This window comes from Lacticaseibacillus suibinensis, assembly GCF_003946175.1.
Lineage (GTDB): Bacteria > Bacillota > Bacilli > Lactobacillales > Lactobacillaceae > Lacticaseibacillus > Lacticaseibacillus suibinensis.
Genome location: NZ_RHOK01000001.1, coordinates 64990 through 78794, shown reverse-complemented (window position 1 = coordinate 78794; position 13805 = coordinate 64990). Strand labels below are relative to the sequence as shown.

Sequence of the window (13805 nt, the reverse complement as noted above, 5' to 3'; positions counted from 1 at the left end):
TTATAACAATTTGAACAGCATGCGCCTAATTTTAGAAAGAAGGAAGAAGATGCTGGCAAGACTTTGGCTGACCGGGTACCGGGCCTGGGAAGTGAACGCTTACGGTGATCAAGATCCCAAAATCACAGTGATTAAGTATACGTTAAAAAATGCGCTGCGCCCGCTGATTGAAGACGGGCTGGAATGGGTCATCACCGGCGGCGAGCTTGGCGTGGAGCAGTGGGGCGCCGCCGCAGCGCTGGAGCTGAAAGCGGCGTATCCGCAGTTGCAAGTGGCGATGATGCTACCGTTCGGTGATTTTGGCCATCAGTGGAACGAGGCCAATCAAACCAAGCTGCAAACGCTGACGGCGCAAGTCGACTTTTCCCAGGCGACTTCTAGTGGTCCGTATGAATCGCCAGCCCAGCTTTCTGGCTACACCCGCTTTATGGCACAGCATACCGACGGCGCATTGATGCTGTATGATCTGGATTTTGAAGGCAAGCCCAAGTTTGCCTATCAGGCTGCGCTGGCAGAGCAGGCCCGCCGCGACTATCCTTTGACCTTGATCACGATGCCAGATTTGGAAGAATCGGCCCGAGACTACGCCGAAAACCAGGCAAATGAGCATTTTCAAAGCGATTAGGCTATGCTATACTAAACGAAGCGTGTTTAGCTGGTAAATGAGGTGTGCTGGAATGGATAACAATAACGATGCAACATTCAACATTCAACTTGACCCTAAGGCCATTTTGGATAAGAGTTTCAAGAAGGCCATGCGTGGCTATGATCCCGATGAGGTCGATGAATTCCTCGATCAAGTGATCAAGGATTATGAGAGCTACAATGCTGAACTGGACCGGTTGAATGAGGATAATGCGCGGCTGCGCAGCCGCGTGGATGAACTCACCAAGCAGCTGTCAGTTTCTAAGAGCATCGCTGGCAGCACGCCACAACAACCAAGTGCCAGTGCCACCAACTACGACATCCTCAAGCGGCTGTCGAACTTGGAACGTCACGTCTTTGGTAGCAAACTCTCTGAGCAGTCGCAACCACAAGGCGAGTCGCACTCTTCTGGCATCGATCAATATTAAACCCAATTTGCAGTCCTTGAGTAATCGCGCCTGGCGATTGTCAGGTGAGGAAAGTCCATGCCCGCACAAGCTGTGATGCTTGTAGTGTTCGTGTCAGGCCCAATAAGCCTGAGTACCTTCGGGTAACGGCGACTAAAAGCGCTAAAACTTCGGTCACGCGTGAGTCAGTCTGAAAGTGCCACAGAGACGAGGCCCTTGAGAAATCAAGGGATTGGAACGGGTAAACCCCGCGAGCGAGTAACCCAAACTTTGGTAGGGGCGCAAGGCCTAGGGAACTGAACCGATGGCCCTAACAGCGTAAGCTGAGATAGATGATTACTGAAGGCTGGATGGCCTGACATCCAGCTGGAACAAAACATGGCTTATAGAGGGCTGCAAACAGGCACGGCTCGGGGAGACCCGGGCTGTTTTTTTGCGAAAATTCACCGGCAGTCATGACAGGCTCAGGCCGCTGGGTTAAGATGAAGAAAACACGGAACACATGGAGGCCAATATGCAATACAAATTACTTGCCACAATGGCGTCAGGCCTAGAAGCCCTGACTGCGCGCGAAGTGCAGGCACTGGGCTATGAGGAACGCACCGATAACGGCAAAGTCTATTTTGAAGGCGACGAAACTGCCATCGCCAAAGCCAATGTCTGGCTGCGCACCGCCGACCGAGTGAAGATCATTGTCGGTCAATTCACCGCCACCACTTTTGATGAGTTGTTCGAAGGGGTGAAGGCCCTGCCTTGGGATCATTATCTGCCGCTGGATGCTGAGTTCCCAGTGGCCGGGCGCAGCGTTCGCTCCAAACTGCACTCGGAACCCGACGTGCAAGCCATCACCAAAAAAGCCATCGTCGACAAGTTAGCGACGGTTTATCATCGCCGCGGCCGCCTGGCGGAAACCGGCAAAACCTATCCGCTGGAAGTCTCTATTTTGCGGGATGTGGCCACCTTGACCATCGACACGACTGGTCCTAGTCTATTCAAGCGCGGCTACCGGATTGCCAAAGGGGAAGCCCCGCTGAAAGAAAACTTTGCGGCGGCCCTGGTCATGCTAACGAACTGGCACCCGGATATGCCGTTTGTCGATCCGACGACTGGGTCAGGGACCATTCCGATTGAAGCGGCGATGATTGGGCTTAACCTGGCCCCTGGGATGCAGCGGCACTTTGCCTTTGAAGATTTCGCCTTTATGGACCCTGAAATTCTCCAGCAGGTAAAAGATGAGGCGATGGATCAAGCCGATTTTGACCGGGAGCTCGATATTCAAGGCTTTGACCTGAATCCGCAAATGATTGAAATCGCCAAGGAAAACGCGAAGCAAGCTGGCCTGAGTCAGACCATTCACTTCAAGCAGGTCGCAGTCAAAGATAATCAACTGACCGCCCCGCGTGGCGTGATTGTCTCTAACCCACCTTACGGGAAGCGCCTCGGCGAACTAGAGGCCGCGCGTCAGCTGTACAAGGAAATGGGCGAGGTCTACCGGCCACTGACCGGCTGGAGCAAGTATATTTTGACCGCCGATTTGGAATTTGAAAAAGCTTATGGCGCCAAAGCAACGAAGCGCCGGAAGCTGTATAACGGGACGATTCGCACCGATTACTTCCAGTACTGGGCGAAACGGACACCACGGCAATAGTGCTTCATTGAGCACCGATCACTTACCACGTCTGTATGGTAAGCGGCCGGTGCTTTGTTTCATATTGAAAGAACGGCTATTCGTCATCAAATAGACACTTCCTTGCTTGACAAGATAGTTGAACAGCGAGCATACTTGCCAGGCAAGCTAGTCAGGAGGGGCGTCATGCGCAAACTACCATCTCAACTATTGAAGGGGTCATTGGAAGGGGCGCTGCTGCAAATCCTGGCCAGCCAGGAGTCCTACCCTTATGAGATTCATCAGGCGCTCGTGACCGCCGGTTTTGGTGAAATTGCAGACGGGACAATTTACCCGTTGCTACTGAAATTAGAACGAAGTGGCCAAATTCAGGGTGAAAGGCGCGATTCCCCTAACGGTGGTCCACCGCGCAAGTATTACCATCTATTGCCGTCAGGGCAGGCGGCATTGGCTGACTTTAAGGCAGACTGGGCACAACTGGAAGCTGCCATGAATCAACTCGGAGGTAAGTAAAGTATGGGTGCAACGCTATTACCGCGTAATCAAGAGTATTTTGACCGGCTTAAGACCTATGTCACTGAGGCCATTGGCGTCGATGCGACTGCTACTAGCGAGCTGCTAGCCGAAATTCACGCGGATTTAATGCAAGCACAAGCTGATGGTATTGATGCGGTCGATTACTTTGGCCAGGATCCCAAAACCATTGGTGATCAACTCGTCAAAAACCTACCACACTGGAAGCGCAAATCCTGGGTCTTATACGCGACGGTAGCATGGCTCCTTTCGTTTTTCTTCATCACCTGGCGCCATATTTCCCTGCATGGACGTCTTGTGCCCTTGGGCTCAGCGGCAGTGCTGGCAGCAGCACTGCCAATACTTGTTTTGGCGGCCATGGAAATGTTTCGCCGCGGTGTATTTCATCGCAGAAAGGTTCGCGATGCCAGCATCGTGCTTATCGTTGTCGTCCAGTTAGTTCTCCAACCGCTCAGCGACCTGATGCCTAAGTTTGGCCGGGTATGGGTGCCCAAGCCGTTAATTATCGTTGTCGGTTTGGGCCTGATGGTCCTTCTGCTAGGCCTTGGCATGTGGATGGGCATGCACTCATGGTTTATCGCTGGCATGATTGCGATTTTTGCAACGCTGTTCGCCGTTCCAGCAATTGATATGCTCGATAAATTGCCAGGCCTTTCGGGCCAACTCTTAATTCCTGGCCTATTTGTCGGTAATATTCTGCTCATTCGGATTGGAGAAACCTTGTTACCCAATAAATGGCAAGCACCCGAAACCAAATAAGGCCACGATTCACGCAAAGACGCTATATCGTTCCTAACACTAAAACAACCACGTCACATGGCGTGGTTATTTTAGTGCGCTTGGTGGGTTGAATTGACTGATTAGGCCAGCGCCGCTTTCATCTCTGCGGTATACTGCCCAATTGCGGCGGCCGCCTCGGTGCCGTGCTGCGCCGCCAGCTCCACAATCGCTGAGCCAACGATAATGCCATCGGCGAACTGCGACAGCGCCTTGGCCTGCGCGGGCGTGTGAATGCCAAAACCCAGCGCCGCCGGCACCTCTGTATACTGCTTGATCTCGGCGAAGAGGGCGGCGAGGCGGTGATCGAATTCATCACGCTCCCCTGTGATGCCTTGGGTGCTGACGACATAGATGAATCCTTCCGCGGCTTTAGCCAGAGCTGGCACGCGATCACCAGAATTCAGCGTAATCAACATAATCAAGTCAAGCCCGTATTTTTGCGTGAAGGGCCGAATTTCGGCTTGCTCTTCAAAAGGCAAATCCGGTATCACCAACCCGTTCACGCCCAAGGCCTGACACTGGGCGCAAAAGCGGTCATAACCATACTTGAACGGCACGTTGGCGTAGGTCAAAAAGACGATGGGGGTTTGAATTTGCTGCCGGGCGGCTTTGACAATGTTAAAGATTTTGTCGACAGTAATGCCGCCTTTGAAGGCGCGCAAATCACCGGCTTGGATCACTGGGCCATCGGCAACCGGATCGGAAAAGGGAATGCCTAGCTCGATGATATCCGCGCCGGCTTTGGCCATAGCAAGGATGTTGTTCAAGGTGCTGGCTTCATCAGGATCGCCGGCAACGATGAAGGGAATGAACGCTTTACCGTTATTGAATGCGTCTGTTAATTTACTCATGATGATTTTCCTTCCTCAACTAGTCTTCATTCAGTTCAATGCCGCGATACTTGGCGATCGAGGCCACGTCCTTGTCGCCGCGCCCAGAGAGGGTGCAAATGATGACCTGGTCCTTACTCAAGGTTGGGGCGAGCTTTTGCACTTCGGCAACGGCGTGGCAGCTTTCAATTGCGGCAATGATGCCTTCTTGCTTGGCGATGTATTCGAAAGCATCAACCGCCTCGTCGTCGGTAATCGGCACGTACTGGGCCCGGCCTTCATCCATCAAGGCCACATGTTCCGGACCGACGCCAGGGTAGTCGAGCCCGGCGGAAATCGAATAAACAGAATCGATTTGCCCATCATGATTTTGCAAGAAGCGGGACTTCATCCCATGGAAAATCCCGGTGGAGCCAAGCGCCATGGTGGCGGCTGTTTGCTTAGTGGTGATGCCTTTACCGGCGGCTTCACAGCCGATCAGATGCACGCTTGGGTCTTTGATGTATTCAGCAAAACTGCCGATCGCATTGCTACCGCCGCCGACACAGGCCACCACATAATCCGGCAACTGGCCAATCGCGTCCTGCAATTGGGCTTTGGATTCTTTACTGATGACACTTTGAAAATCATGCACCATCGCTGGGAAGGGATGCGGGCCGACTGCAGAACCCATCACATAAAACGTATCGTCGCTGCGGGCCGCATAGTTTTGCAGCGCCGCATTCACGGCGTCCTTCAGCACCATCGAGCCGCTGGTCACTGCGTTCACTTTGGCGCCAAGTAGTTCCATGCGGTAGACATTCAGGCGCTGGCGGTCGGTATCCATTTTGCCCATGAAGATTTCACATTCCATGCCGAACAAGGCGGCGATGGTAGCGGTGGCGACGCCGTGCTGACCAGCACCGGTTTCAGCAATCAGGCGCGTTTTGCCCATGCGCTTGGCGAGCAGGGCCTGGCCGATGACATTATTGATTTTATGCGCGCCGGTATGGTTGAGGTCTTCCCGCTTGAGGTAGATTTGGGCGCCGCCGAGATCTGCCGTCATATTCTTGGCGTAATACAGCAGGGAAGGCCGGCCGGCGTATTCCCGCAGCAAGGTGTGGAACTCATTCAAGAAGTCAGGGTCGTCCTTGTACTTGGCGTAGGCCGCCGCGACACGGTTAATTTCCGGCATCAAAACTTCTGGAAGGTATTGACCACCGTATTCCAGGTAACGGCCAGCTTGCATTGCAGTTTCAGGATCATAGTTATTTGTCATGATAAAACTCCTTTGATTAACCAAGATGAACTAATTTCAACACGAAGCCCAATAGCGGGCCGTAGACACAATAATCGGTTTCGCTTAAGATCCGCATGATTGGCGCGAAAGTCCCCACCATCGGTAGCAACAGAGCCTGGCCAAAAATCAGCAGAAACCCGTTGGCGCCGGCGCCCAGTAGCGCGCCGCGGCGGCCGCCATGGGCATCACCGAAAATCGCTGTGGCCGCGCCAGTAAAGAAGGTTGGGATTAAGGCCGGAAAAACGATGATGGGATAATGAGCGGCGGCTAAAATCAGCATCCCGATGATGCCAGTGGTTAAACTCAACAGAAAACCCACAATGACACTGGTGGGATACTGCGGAAACAGCAGCGGAATATCCAAACCTGGCTTGGCGTTGGGGATTAGCTTGTGGGAGATGCCGTGAAAAGCTGGAATGATTTCCGCTAGCATCATCCGCACGCCAGCTAAGATGACGGTAATCCACATCCCGAATTCAATCCCTTTGGTAATGGCGAACACCACAAAGTCCTTACCACCGGCCACTTGCGTCATGGTGAAGTGAGGGCCGGCAATCAGTCCTAAGGCGAAGAACAACAGCATCATCACCAGGGTGAGCGCCACCGTCATATCCCGCAGGAAGTTCAGCTTCACTGGCAGCTTGGTGTCCTCCAGGTCGTGCTTTTTATCGCCGAACAGTTCCCCCAGGATGGAGGCGACCAAGAGTCCTGACGAGCTGGAATGCGCCAGCGTGAAGCCATCGGCGCCGCGCACGGGCTTAATCAGCACATTGACATAGGCGCAGGTGAAGGTCATGTAGACACCTAAGAGAATGGAACCAATCACCAACCGCAGCGGTGTATTCAGGTCAGTCCCGAATTTCAAAAGGGCGGCAATCAAGCCGGCAAAGAAAAACGACACATGCGGCGAAAGATGCACGAACTTGAACCGGGTGAAACGCGCCAGCAGCAAGTTGATGACGAACCCGCAGGCGAAAATAATCGCCATGTCAAAGCCGACATCAGTTAAGCTTGCGGCCTGGGTGGCACCGATATCAGCACTGGCCGGGGCTTTCATGGCAAAAATATGCGCAATCAGCTGCTGCAAAGGTAAAAGTGCCGTGCCTAAGGTTTGGCCGCCCACGTTGATCATGGTGAAGCCGATCACGGCCTTCAGGGCACTCGGCAGGATTTTGCTACCAGGCTTATGTTCAGCCAACATGCCGATGACCACCACCAGCCCCAGAATGAAAATTGGCTGACTCAGGACGTTGTTGATGAAGTATAGGAGAATTGACATGGGTTAATCCTCCTGGGCCAGCGCCGCCAGTAGCTTTTGCTTGAGGCCGGTTTGATCCATGATGTTGTCATGAATAATGACCTGGGCGTTAGTTGCTGGCAACATCTCGGCAAACATCGAGGTGGTAATAACCACGTCGTAATCATTCGGCGTGGCGCTGCTGATGTCGGCATTATCGACTTGAGCGTCGACGCCGGCGTCGTTCAGAATCGCTTCGGCGAACATTTTTTCCATCAGGCTGGTGCCGACCCCGGCCCCACATACAGTTAACACGCGCATTGAGAAAACCTACCTTTCATTTGGTGCATCCGTTTCAAGTAGCGACAAGACTTGCTTTGAGGTGGTGCATGACATCAGTTGGCGGTAACGCCATCGGGCACTGAAGGCTTTGGCAATGGCTTGAATGAGCTGAATATGGCGATCAGCGCCAGTGGCCGCTAAGCCAATGATCAAATCGGCAGGACCGTTGGCGGCATTGCCGAAATCCAGCGGGGTTTGGAGGGTGAGAAGACTGATACCGTCGACCAAGACCCCGTTTTCTGGCCGTGCATGCGGCATGGCGATGCCTGGCGCAATGACAAAATACGCGCCGTTCGCTTTAAAGCTGGTTAGCATCGCCTGAGTGTAGAATGGGGTGGCAAAACCACCGCTGACCAGCAGCGCGCCCGCTTGCCTAATGGCTTGCTCAGGGGTGGTGAGCGGCGCCAGCACCTTAATGGCCTTTAAATTCGTGAATTGACTCAGCATAATTTCCTCCTAGCAAAAAATCCGCCCTCGATCGCCGTCAAATATGACGACGATCAAGGACGGATTTTCCGCGGTGCCACCTTGATTTGACTCGAATCGGTAGGCCCAAACACAAAGCCCGCTGCAACTCATGCAACGGGCTCTTTGCGCAGGGCGATTCCGTTCGAATCACGCTTAGCGAAGAGCCAACACTCTCCCGGCAACTGACGTATGCCTGACGTCCTTGCGTACTTGAAATCTTTCGGCAAGGCCCTCGGTGGTCCATTTGCCAGCTTGCGTTCGGCCACTTCTCAGCAACGTGACTCTCTGTGCGTGCACAACTGGTTTGATCTCCACCTCATCGGTTTGTGAAAACAGATTGATTTGATTGACACTGAGTTTAGTCTGGTGAAAACTGTCTGTCAACATTTTTTGATGAAAAAATTTGAATTTGGCGACAAAGACCTTAAAAAGCAGTGTGCTAAAATGAAAGGAGGAGGCGAGCCAATGACCAACGTTAGTTTAACGTTACCTTTTGCCGGCGTGAGCAATGCCCGCACTTATCAGGCCCTGACCACGCGTGATGGTCAGCCCCTAAAAGGCGAGCTGCTCATCCGCAGCGGGCGGCTGGCCCACGCGACACCTGCCGATGTGGCGGCGCTAAAGGCACTGAATGTGTCCGCGGTGGTCGATTTACGCCTGCCTAGCGAGGCGGCTGCTAACCCAGACGTTTCGTTGCCTCAAGTCGCGGCCAGCGCAACGCCGCTCGCTTCAGATGCCGTAACCGCCAAATATCAAACGCTGCCTGCGTTGTTCACTTTTCTCAGTGGGCATCAAGGTGCCGTTGACTGGATGATTGCGGGCTACCAAAACATGTTGCTTGACCCTGAGCAGCGCGCCAGCTTAGCCCAAATGGTGCGTGCGGTTAGCTCAGCGCCTGGGGCCGTGCTGCTTCACTGCAGCGCCGGCAAGGATCGCACCGGGGTGGCCTGTGCCTTACTGCTAGATGCGCTGGGCGTTGACCGGACATTCATCTATCAGGATTACCTGCTCACCAACATCGCCGCCGCTGAGCATGCCGCGGCCTTGCGCCAGGCCTTAAGTACAGCCGGCGGTACCCCCGCCATGCAAGCGGAACTGGCCGCGCTGGGCCGGGCCGATCAGCGTTATCTGGCGGCGGTCTTCACGCTCCTTGATACGCGGTTCGCTGGCAGTCGTGGGTTCATTCGCGAGACATTGGGCCTCCGCGAATCAGGATTACATCAGCTGCTGACCAAATTTGCAGGCTAGGAGGCTTTTCATGAAGGTATTAACTTTATTTGCTTTACCAGCTGCGGCGCAAGCCCAGTTGCCAGCGAATGTCACCTTAATCACGGCGGCAGATTACACGCCTGATCAGGCGAGTCAAATCGACGTCATTTTAGGCTGGAATCAGATTGCACAGACGATCTTAGATGGGCCCAATCAGCTGAAATTTGTGCAAACCGTTTCGGCCGGGGTCGACTATTTACCGTTGGCGCAGCTCAAGGCGCAAGGGGTGGTGGTGGCGAACACCAGCGGCATTCATGCTGACCCCATTGCCAGCTCAACTTTAGCGATGATTTTGGCTTTTGCCCGGGGCTTATTCCCGGCGGCGCACACTTGGGATAATGAGCAGCGCCGCGGCCAACTTTGGTCCCTTGAGGGCAGCAAAGCCGTGATTTTTGGCACCGGTCATATCGGCCAGGCCATTGCTAAACAGCTGACCGCCCAAGGCATGCAGGTGTATGGCATCAGCCGCCATGGCGCGCCAGTGCCCGGTTTTGTTGAGGTGGGTACTGATCAAATGGCCACCACTTGGGCTAAGGATGCGCAGGTGCTGGTCAACGTGATGCCGCTGACGGCCAGCACGACCCATTTCTTCAACGCCGCGTTTTTCGCTCAGCTTGAAGCCGCACCGCTGTTGGTCAATGTTGGCCGGGGCGAGTCGGCGGATACCGCCGCCATGCTCGCCGCGCTTCATGCCGGCCAGCTCCGCGGCGCGGCGCTGGATGTGTTCGAAACCGAGCCGCTACCAGCGGATTCGCCGCTGTGGCATGAGCAGCAAGTGCTGATTACACCGCATATTTCCGGCACCGTGCCGCATTTACGGGCCGCGGTCGCGAATATTTTCCTGCCGAATCTGACGGCTTTTGCCGCCAGCGGCGAAATTGTTAAGAATCAGGTGGACTTGACCGCCGGCTACTGATTTTTGATTAAAAGATGGTTATACTAGGCATGTAATCGGTTACAACCAAAAGGAGGTTTTGCTCATGGCGCAACGCACCACTGAGATTATTGGCTTACTGGAGGATGCACTGTTAACCAAACGCCCGGTGAAAATTCACACCATGGATAAACGGACGCTAAAAGGGACGGTGTCGGCGATTCACCCAGGGACGGTTAAACCGTATCAGGAGCGCAGCACTGTCATCGTGGAAACACCCAAGGGGGCCAAGCGCCTTCAAGAATACGCCATTGCCAAGATTGCTTGGGCATAACCAAAAAGCCGCTGACAACCGTCAGCGGCTTTTAGCTTGCCCTTTAGCGGGTCAATAAGTTAGTGAGCGCCTCGGCATCAATGCCCGTGAAATAGGCGTTGAGATCAAACGTCGCCAGCGCTTGGACCACATGCTCATGGTCATACTGGACCCCAAGCAACGCGGTTTGTAAATCGGCGACATCCTTGGCCCCGAAGAAATCACCATAAAACTTGATGGCGCTAATCTTGCCGCCGGTGACGGTCAGGCGAGCATCGATGGTGCCCATGGTGAAGTGCTGCCGCTTTTTCAAAGTGAAGGCAGGTGACTTGCCATACACCCAGTCCCAGTTGCTGTAAATATTCTCATACAGCTGGTCGATGGCAGCTTGGTCCTCTGCGGTGACTTGGTACTGTCGGTCTTGGATTTCGCTTAAATCGTTGGCACCAAACAGTCGCAAGAGCAAAATGTCGCGAAATTCTGGCACCGTCAGCTGCTGGTATTCAGGGGCGAGGTAAGGCCGCAGATTCGTGACGCGGCTGCGCACACTTTGAATCCCTTTGCTGGCGAGTTTGTCGGCCGGCACTTTTAAGACTTCTGGGAGGACACTTTGATCCACGTCGAGCATCAAAGTGCCATGTGAGAAGGTCTTACCATCGCGCGTGTACATGGCGCTGCCAGAGAATTTTTTGCCATCAACCAACATGTCGTTACGCCCGGACACTTCGGCAGTGGTGGCGCCCATTTGATGCAAAGCATCCACAATCGGTTGGGTGAAGGACTTAAAGTCGCCAAACTCCTCGGAATCCGCATCTACCACAAAGGAAAAACACAGATTGCCCAAGTCTTGATAGACCGCCCCGCCGCCGGACAAGCGCCGCGTTACCACAATGTGATGCGCATCAACGTAGTCTTGGTTGAGTTCTTCCTGGGTGTTTTGATTGCGCCCAACAATCACACAGGGTCCCTCGTAGTAAAACAGCAGCAAGGGTTCATCAAACTGTTTGTTATTCATCAGGTATTGTTCTGTAGCAAGATTACGGCGAATATCATGGGACTTCATGATCACATAGTACATTTTCCAGGCCTCCTTCTGTATCATGTCTATTGTATGCGCTGTCATACTTTTGGTAAAGGGATAACGTCTGGGCCTGGTGACTATTTCGGCGTAATGGGTGAAATGTCTGCGGGCTTGCGCTATAATTAGTCTTACATTAAATGCTGGTGAGAAAATCAGCGAAGGGAGTTCAGATAATGGCTGAGACACGATACCAAGACAATCTTTATGATGCCGTGAATGGCGAGTGGGAGAAAACCGCCGTCATTGATCCAGATAAAACAAGCACCGGGGGCTTTAATGATTTGGCTGATGGGGTAGAAGCCCACCTGATGGCAGACTTTGCCGCGGTTTCGGCAGGCGAGAAAACCGCTCCAGATCAGTACTTTGAAGCGGCGGTGAAGCTTTATAACCAAGCCAAAGACTTTAAGGCGCGCGATGCGGCTGGTATTCAGCCGGCACTGGATCGTTTGGCGCCGCTGAACGCCACCTCTGACTTGGCGGCGTTCAACGCCAAAGCAGCGGATTTGGAAGCCTCACTGTTCCCGATGCCTTTTGACCTCGGGGTGGAACCTGACATGAAGGACACCAGCGTCAACAAAATCATGCTGACCGGACCGGCGACGATTTTGCCAGACACCACTTATTACACGCCTGACAACGAACAAGCCGCGCAGTTGCTCAAAGTTTGGGGCGACATGGTTTCAAAGCTCCTGGCGCAAACCGATTTGAGCGCCGCCGATCAAAAGACCTATCTCGCTGATGCTTTGGCTTTTGATGCCGAGCTGGCGAAGCACGTTAAGAGCCGTGAGGAGTGGGCTGATTATCCGAAGATGTATAACCCGCAAAGCTTCGCGGAAGTAGCCGCGCAGTTTGGGGACTTTGATTTCACTGCTTTTGCTGAAGAGGCTTACGGCGAACAGCCAGCCACCATCATTGTCGGCGATCCCCGCTTCTTGAAGGAATTCACTCAGCTGTTTGGTGCGGCGACCTTTGACCGCTACAAGCACTGGGCCTACGTCAATGACTTGCTCTCTAACACGGGCTACCTGAGCGAGGACTTGCGTCAACTGGGCGGCACCTTTGGCCGCGCCTTGTCCGGTAATCCGGAAGCGCCAAAGCAGATCAAACATGCTTATCGTTTGGCAAATTCCTTCTTCTCCGAACCGATTGGCTTGTACTACGGCCGCACGTACTTTGGTGAAGCCGCGAAGGCCGATGTGACCAAGTTGGTCGAGAACATGATTGAGACTTACAAGTCCCGCCTGCGCGGCTCAAGCTGGCTGTCTGAGGCAACCAAGACCAAGGCCATTGTCAAACTCGACAAGATGGTCTTGAAGATGGGTTACCCCGACAAGGTCAACGAGGTTTATGACCGCTTTAAAGTCGATGAAAAGGCTGACCTGTTGACCAACGTCACGGGCATCGCCGAAGCGCGGCACGCCTACAACGTTGAGCAGCTACAAAAGCCGGTCGATCGCACCACCTGGTTGATGCCTGGCCACCTGGTCAATGCGTGCTACGATCCTTCTCGCAACGATATCACTTTCCCAGCGGCCATTTTGCAGGCCCCATTTTACGCCTTGGATCAATCTGCCAGTGAAAACTACGGCGGCATTGGCGCTGTCATTGCCCATGAAATCTCCCATGGTTTCGACAACAATGGGGCCCAATTCGACGAATTCGGCAATATGGTCAACTGGTGGCAAGAAGCCGACTACGCGCACTTTAAGACCTTGACCCAGCAAATGATCGACGAGTTCGATGGCATTGAAACCAGCGCCGGTAAGGTGAATGGTAAGCTGATTGTCTCCGAAAACATTGCCGATGCTGGTGGTTTGGCGGCGGCGCTTCAAACGGCCAAGGCACAACCTGACGTTGATCTGAAAGCCTTCTTCACCAACTGGGCGCGGATCTGGCGGCAAAAGGCGCGGCCGGAATACATGAAATTCCTGCTGTCGATCGATGTGCATGCGCCAGCTAAGCTGCGCGCCAACATTCAACCGCGGAACTTGGATGACTGGTATGCCACTTTTGACGTGCAGCCAGGTGATGGCATGTACATTGCGCCTGAGAAGCGTGTTCACATTTGGTAATCACTGAAAGACGAGCGGCGGCTCGTCTTTTTTGCTGGAATCGAAAA

Annotated in this window: 15 protein-coding genes and 1 other RNA gene; 10 read left to right on the top strand and 6 right to left on the bottom strand. The window is 53.7% G+C overall.

Going from position 1 to position 13805, the window contains the following annotated elements; genetic code table 11:
• The first annotated feature begins 49 nt into the window (after positions 1-49).
• From EKM90_RS00375 to EKM90_RS00350, 6 genes are all read left to right on the top strand, one after another.
• On the top strand, positions 50-625 hold the full coding sequence (locus tag EKM90_RS00375) for a DUF1273 domain-containing protein (RefSeq protein ID WP_373300995.1): 576 nt from the start codon (positions 50-52) through the stop codon (positions 623-625).
• Between the two features lie 52 nt (positions 626-677).
• The gene (gene gpsB / locus EKM90_RS00370; RefSeq protein ID WP_125579028.1) at positions 678-1073 is read left to right on the top strand and encodes a cell division regulator GpsB; all 396 of its coding nucleotides are present in this window, start codon (positions 678-680) and stop codon (positions 1071-1073) included.
• Between the two features lie 12 nt (positions 1074-1085).
• Positions 1086-1443: RNase P RNA component class B (rnpB, locus tag EKM90_RS00365), an RNA gene on the top strand.
• Positions 1444-1566: 123 nt separating this feature from the next.
• Positions 1567-2700 (top strand): THUMP domain-containing class I SAM-dependent RNA methyltransferase, encoded by a 1134-nt coding sequence (locus EKM90_RS00360; RefSeq protein WP_125579027.1) that lies wholly within the window; start codon positions 1567-1569, stop codon positions 2698-2700.
• 165 nt (positions 2701-2865) lie between these two features.
• Positions 2866-3192 carry a PadR family transcriptional regulator gene (locus tag EKM90_RS00355; protein WP_125579026.1) on the top strand — a complete coding sequence of 109 codons (327 nt, stop codon included), beginning with the start codon at positions 2866-2868 and terminating at the stop codon, positions 3190-3192.
• Between the two features lie 129 nt (positions 3193-3321).
• Positions 3322-3972 (top strand): hypothetical protein, encoded by a 651-nt coding sequence (locus tag EKM90_RS00350; RefSeq protein WP_125579025.1) that lies wholly within the window; start codon positions 3322-3324, stop codon positions 3970-3972.
• A 101-nt stretch (positions 3973-4073) separates the two neighbouring features.
• Here EKM90_RS00350 and trpA read toward each other — a convergent pair whose 3' ends face one another.
• The 5 genes from trpA to EKM90_RS00325 are packed head-to-tail and all read right to left on the bottom strand — an operon-like array spanning position 4074 to position 8128.
• Positions 4074-4844: a tryptophan synthase subunit alpha gene (gene trpA, locus EKM90_RS00345; RefSeq protein ID WP_125579024.1), complete on the bottom strand. Its 771-nt coding sequence runs from the start codon at positions 4842-4844 to the stop codon at positions 4074-4076.
• A 19-nt stretch (positions 4845-4863) separates the two neighbouring features.
• Positions 4864-6081, bottom strand: a complete 1218-nt coding sequence (trpB, locus tag EKM90_RS00340) for a tryptophan synthase subunit beta (RefSeq protein ID WP_125579023.1) — start codon at positions 6079-6081, stop codon at positions 4864-4866.
• Positions 6082-6097: 16 nt separating this feature from the next.
• Positions 6098-7381 carry a PTS ascorbate transporter subunit IIC gene (locus tag EKM90_RS00335; RefSeq protein WP_125579022.1) on the bottom strand — a complete coding sequence of 428 codons (1284 nt, stop codon included), beginning with the start codon at positions 7379-7381 and terminating at the stop codon, positions 6098-6100.
• A 3-nt stretch (positions 7382-7384) separates the two neighbouring features.
• A complete protein-coding gene (locus EKM90_RS00330; protein WP_125579021.1) occupies positions 7385-7660 on the bottom strand; it encodes a PTS sugar transporter subunit IIB in 276 nt (91 codons plus the stop codon).
• Between the two features lie 9 nt (positions 7661-7669).
• Positions 7670-8128, bottom strand: coding sequence for a PTS sugar transporter subunit IIA (locus EKM90_RS00325; RefSeq protein ID WP_125579020.1), 459 nt, complete (start codon positions 8126-8128; stop codon positions 7670-7672).
• 486 nt (positions 8129-8614) lie between these two features.
• On the opposite strand from EKM90_RS00325, the gene EKM90_RS00320 reads away from it, so the two are divergent.
• The 3 genes from EKM90_RS00320 to EKM90_RS00310 all read left to right on the top strand — a co-directional run bounded on the left by EKM90_RS00320 (position 8615) and on the right by EKM90_RS00310 (position 10626).
• Positions 8615-9397, top strand: coding sequence for a tyrosine-protein phosphatase (locus tag EKM90_RS00320; RefSeq protein ID WP_164507784.1), 783 nt, complete (start codon positions 8615-8617; stop codon positions 9395-9397).
• A gap of 10 nt (positions 9398-9407) precedes the next feature.
• Positions 9408-10334 carry an NAD(P)-dependent oxidoreductase gene (locus EKM90_RS00315; RefSeq protein WP_125579018.1) on the top strand — a complete coding sequence of 309 codons (927 nt, stop codon included), beginning with the start codon at positions 9408-9410 and terminating at the stop codon, positions 10332-10334.
• A gap of 64 nt (positions 10335-10398) precedes the next feature.
• On the top strand, positions 10399-10626 hold the full coding sequence (locus tag EKM90_RS00310) for a hypothetical protein (protein WP_125579017.1): 228 nt from the start codon (positions 10399-10401) through the stop codon (positions 10624-10626).
• 43 nt (positions 10627-10669) lie between these two features.
• On the opposite strand, the gene EKM90_RS00305 is transcribed toward EKM90_RS00310, so the two are convergent.
• Positions 10670-11683 (bottom strand): lipoate--protein ligase, encoded by a 1014-nt coding sequence (locus EKM90_RS00305; RefSeq protein ID WP_125579016.1) that lies wholly within the window; start codon positions 11681-11683, stop codon positions 10670-10672.
• Between the two features lie 173 nt (positions 11684-11856).
• On the opposite strand from EKM90_RS00305, the gene EKM90_RS00300 reads away from it, so the two are divergent.
• A complete protein-coding gene (locus EKM90_RS00300; RefSeq protein ID WP_125579191.1) occupies positions 11857-13758 on the top strand; it encodes a M13 family metallopeptidase in 1902 nt (633 codons plus the stop codon).
• Positions 13759-13805: the final 47 nt, after the last annotated feature.

Excerpts from the sequence above, each read along its gene's own strand:
- EKM90_RS00375 (WP_373300995.1), top strand. The coding sequence starts at position 50 with ATGCTGGCAAGACTTTGGCTGACCGGGTACCGGGCCTGGGAAGTGAAC.
- gpsB (WP_125579028.1), top strand. The coding sequence starts at position 678 with ATGGATAACAATAACGATGCAACATTCAACATTCAACTTGACCCTAAG.
- EKM90_RS00360 (WP_125579027.1), top strand. The coding sequence starts at position 1,567 with ATGCAATACAAATTACTTGCCACAATGGCGTCAGGCCTAGAAGCCCTG.
- EKM90_RS00355 (WP_125579026.1), top strand. The coding sequence starts at position 2,866 with ATGCGCAAACTACCATCTCAACTATTGAAGGGGTCATTGGAAGGGGCG.
- EKM90_RS00350 (WP_125579025.1), top strand. The coding sequence starts at position 3,322 with ATGCAAGCACAAGCTGATGGTATTGATGCGGTCGATTACTTTGGCCAG.
- trpA (WP_125579024.1), bottom strand. The coding sequence starts at position 4,844 with ATGAGTAAATTAACAGACGCATTCAATAACGGTAAAGCGTTCATTCCC.
- trpB (WP_125579023.1), bottom strand. The coding sequence starts at position 6,081 with ATGACAAATAACTATGATCCTGAAACTGCAATGCAAGCTGGCCGTTAC.
- EKM90_RS00335 (WP_125579022.1), bottom strand. The coding sequence starts at position 7,381 with ATGTCAATTCTCCTATACTTCATCAACAACGTCCTGAGTCAGCCAATT.
- EKM90_RS00330 (WP_125579021.1), bottom strand. The coding sequence starts at position 7,660 with ATGCGCGTGTTAACTGTATGTGGGGCCGGGGTCGGCACCAGCCTGATG.
- EKM90_RS00325 (WP_125579020.1), bottom strand. The coding sequence starts at position 8,128 with ATGCTGAGTCAATTCACGAATTTAAAGGCCATTAAGGTGCTGGCGCCG.
- EKM90_RS00320 (WP_164507784.1), top strand. The coding sequence starts at position 8,615 with ATGACCAACGTTAGTTTAACGTTACCTTTTGCCGGCGTGAGCAATGCC.
- EKM90_RS00315 (WP_125579018.1), top strand. The coding sequence starts at position 9,408 with ATGAAGGTATTAACTTTATTTGCTTTACCAGCTGCGGCGCAAGCCCAG.
- EKM90_RS00310 (WP_125579017.1), top strand. The coding sequence starts at position 10,399 with ATGGCGCAACGCACCACTGAGATTATTGGCTTACTGGAGGATGCACTG.
- EKM90_RS00305 (WP_125579016.1), bottom strand. The coding sequence starts at position 11,683 with ATGTACTATGTGATCATGAAGTCCCATGATATTCGCCGTAATCTTGCT.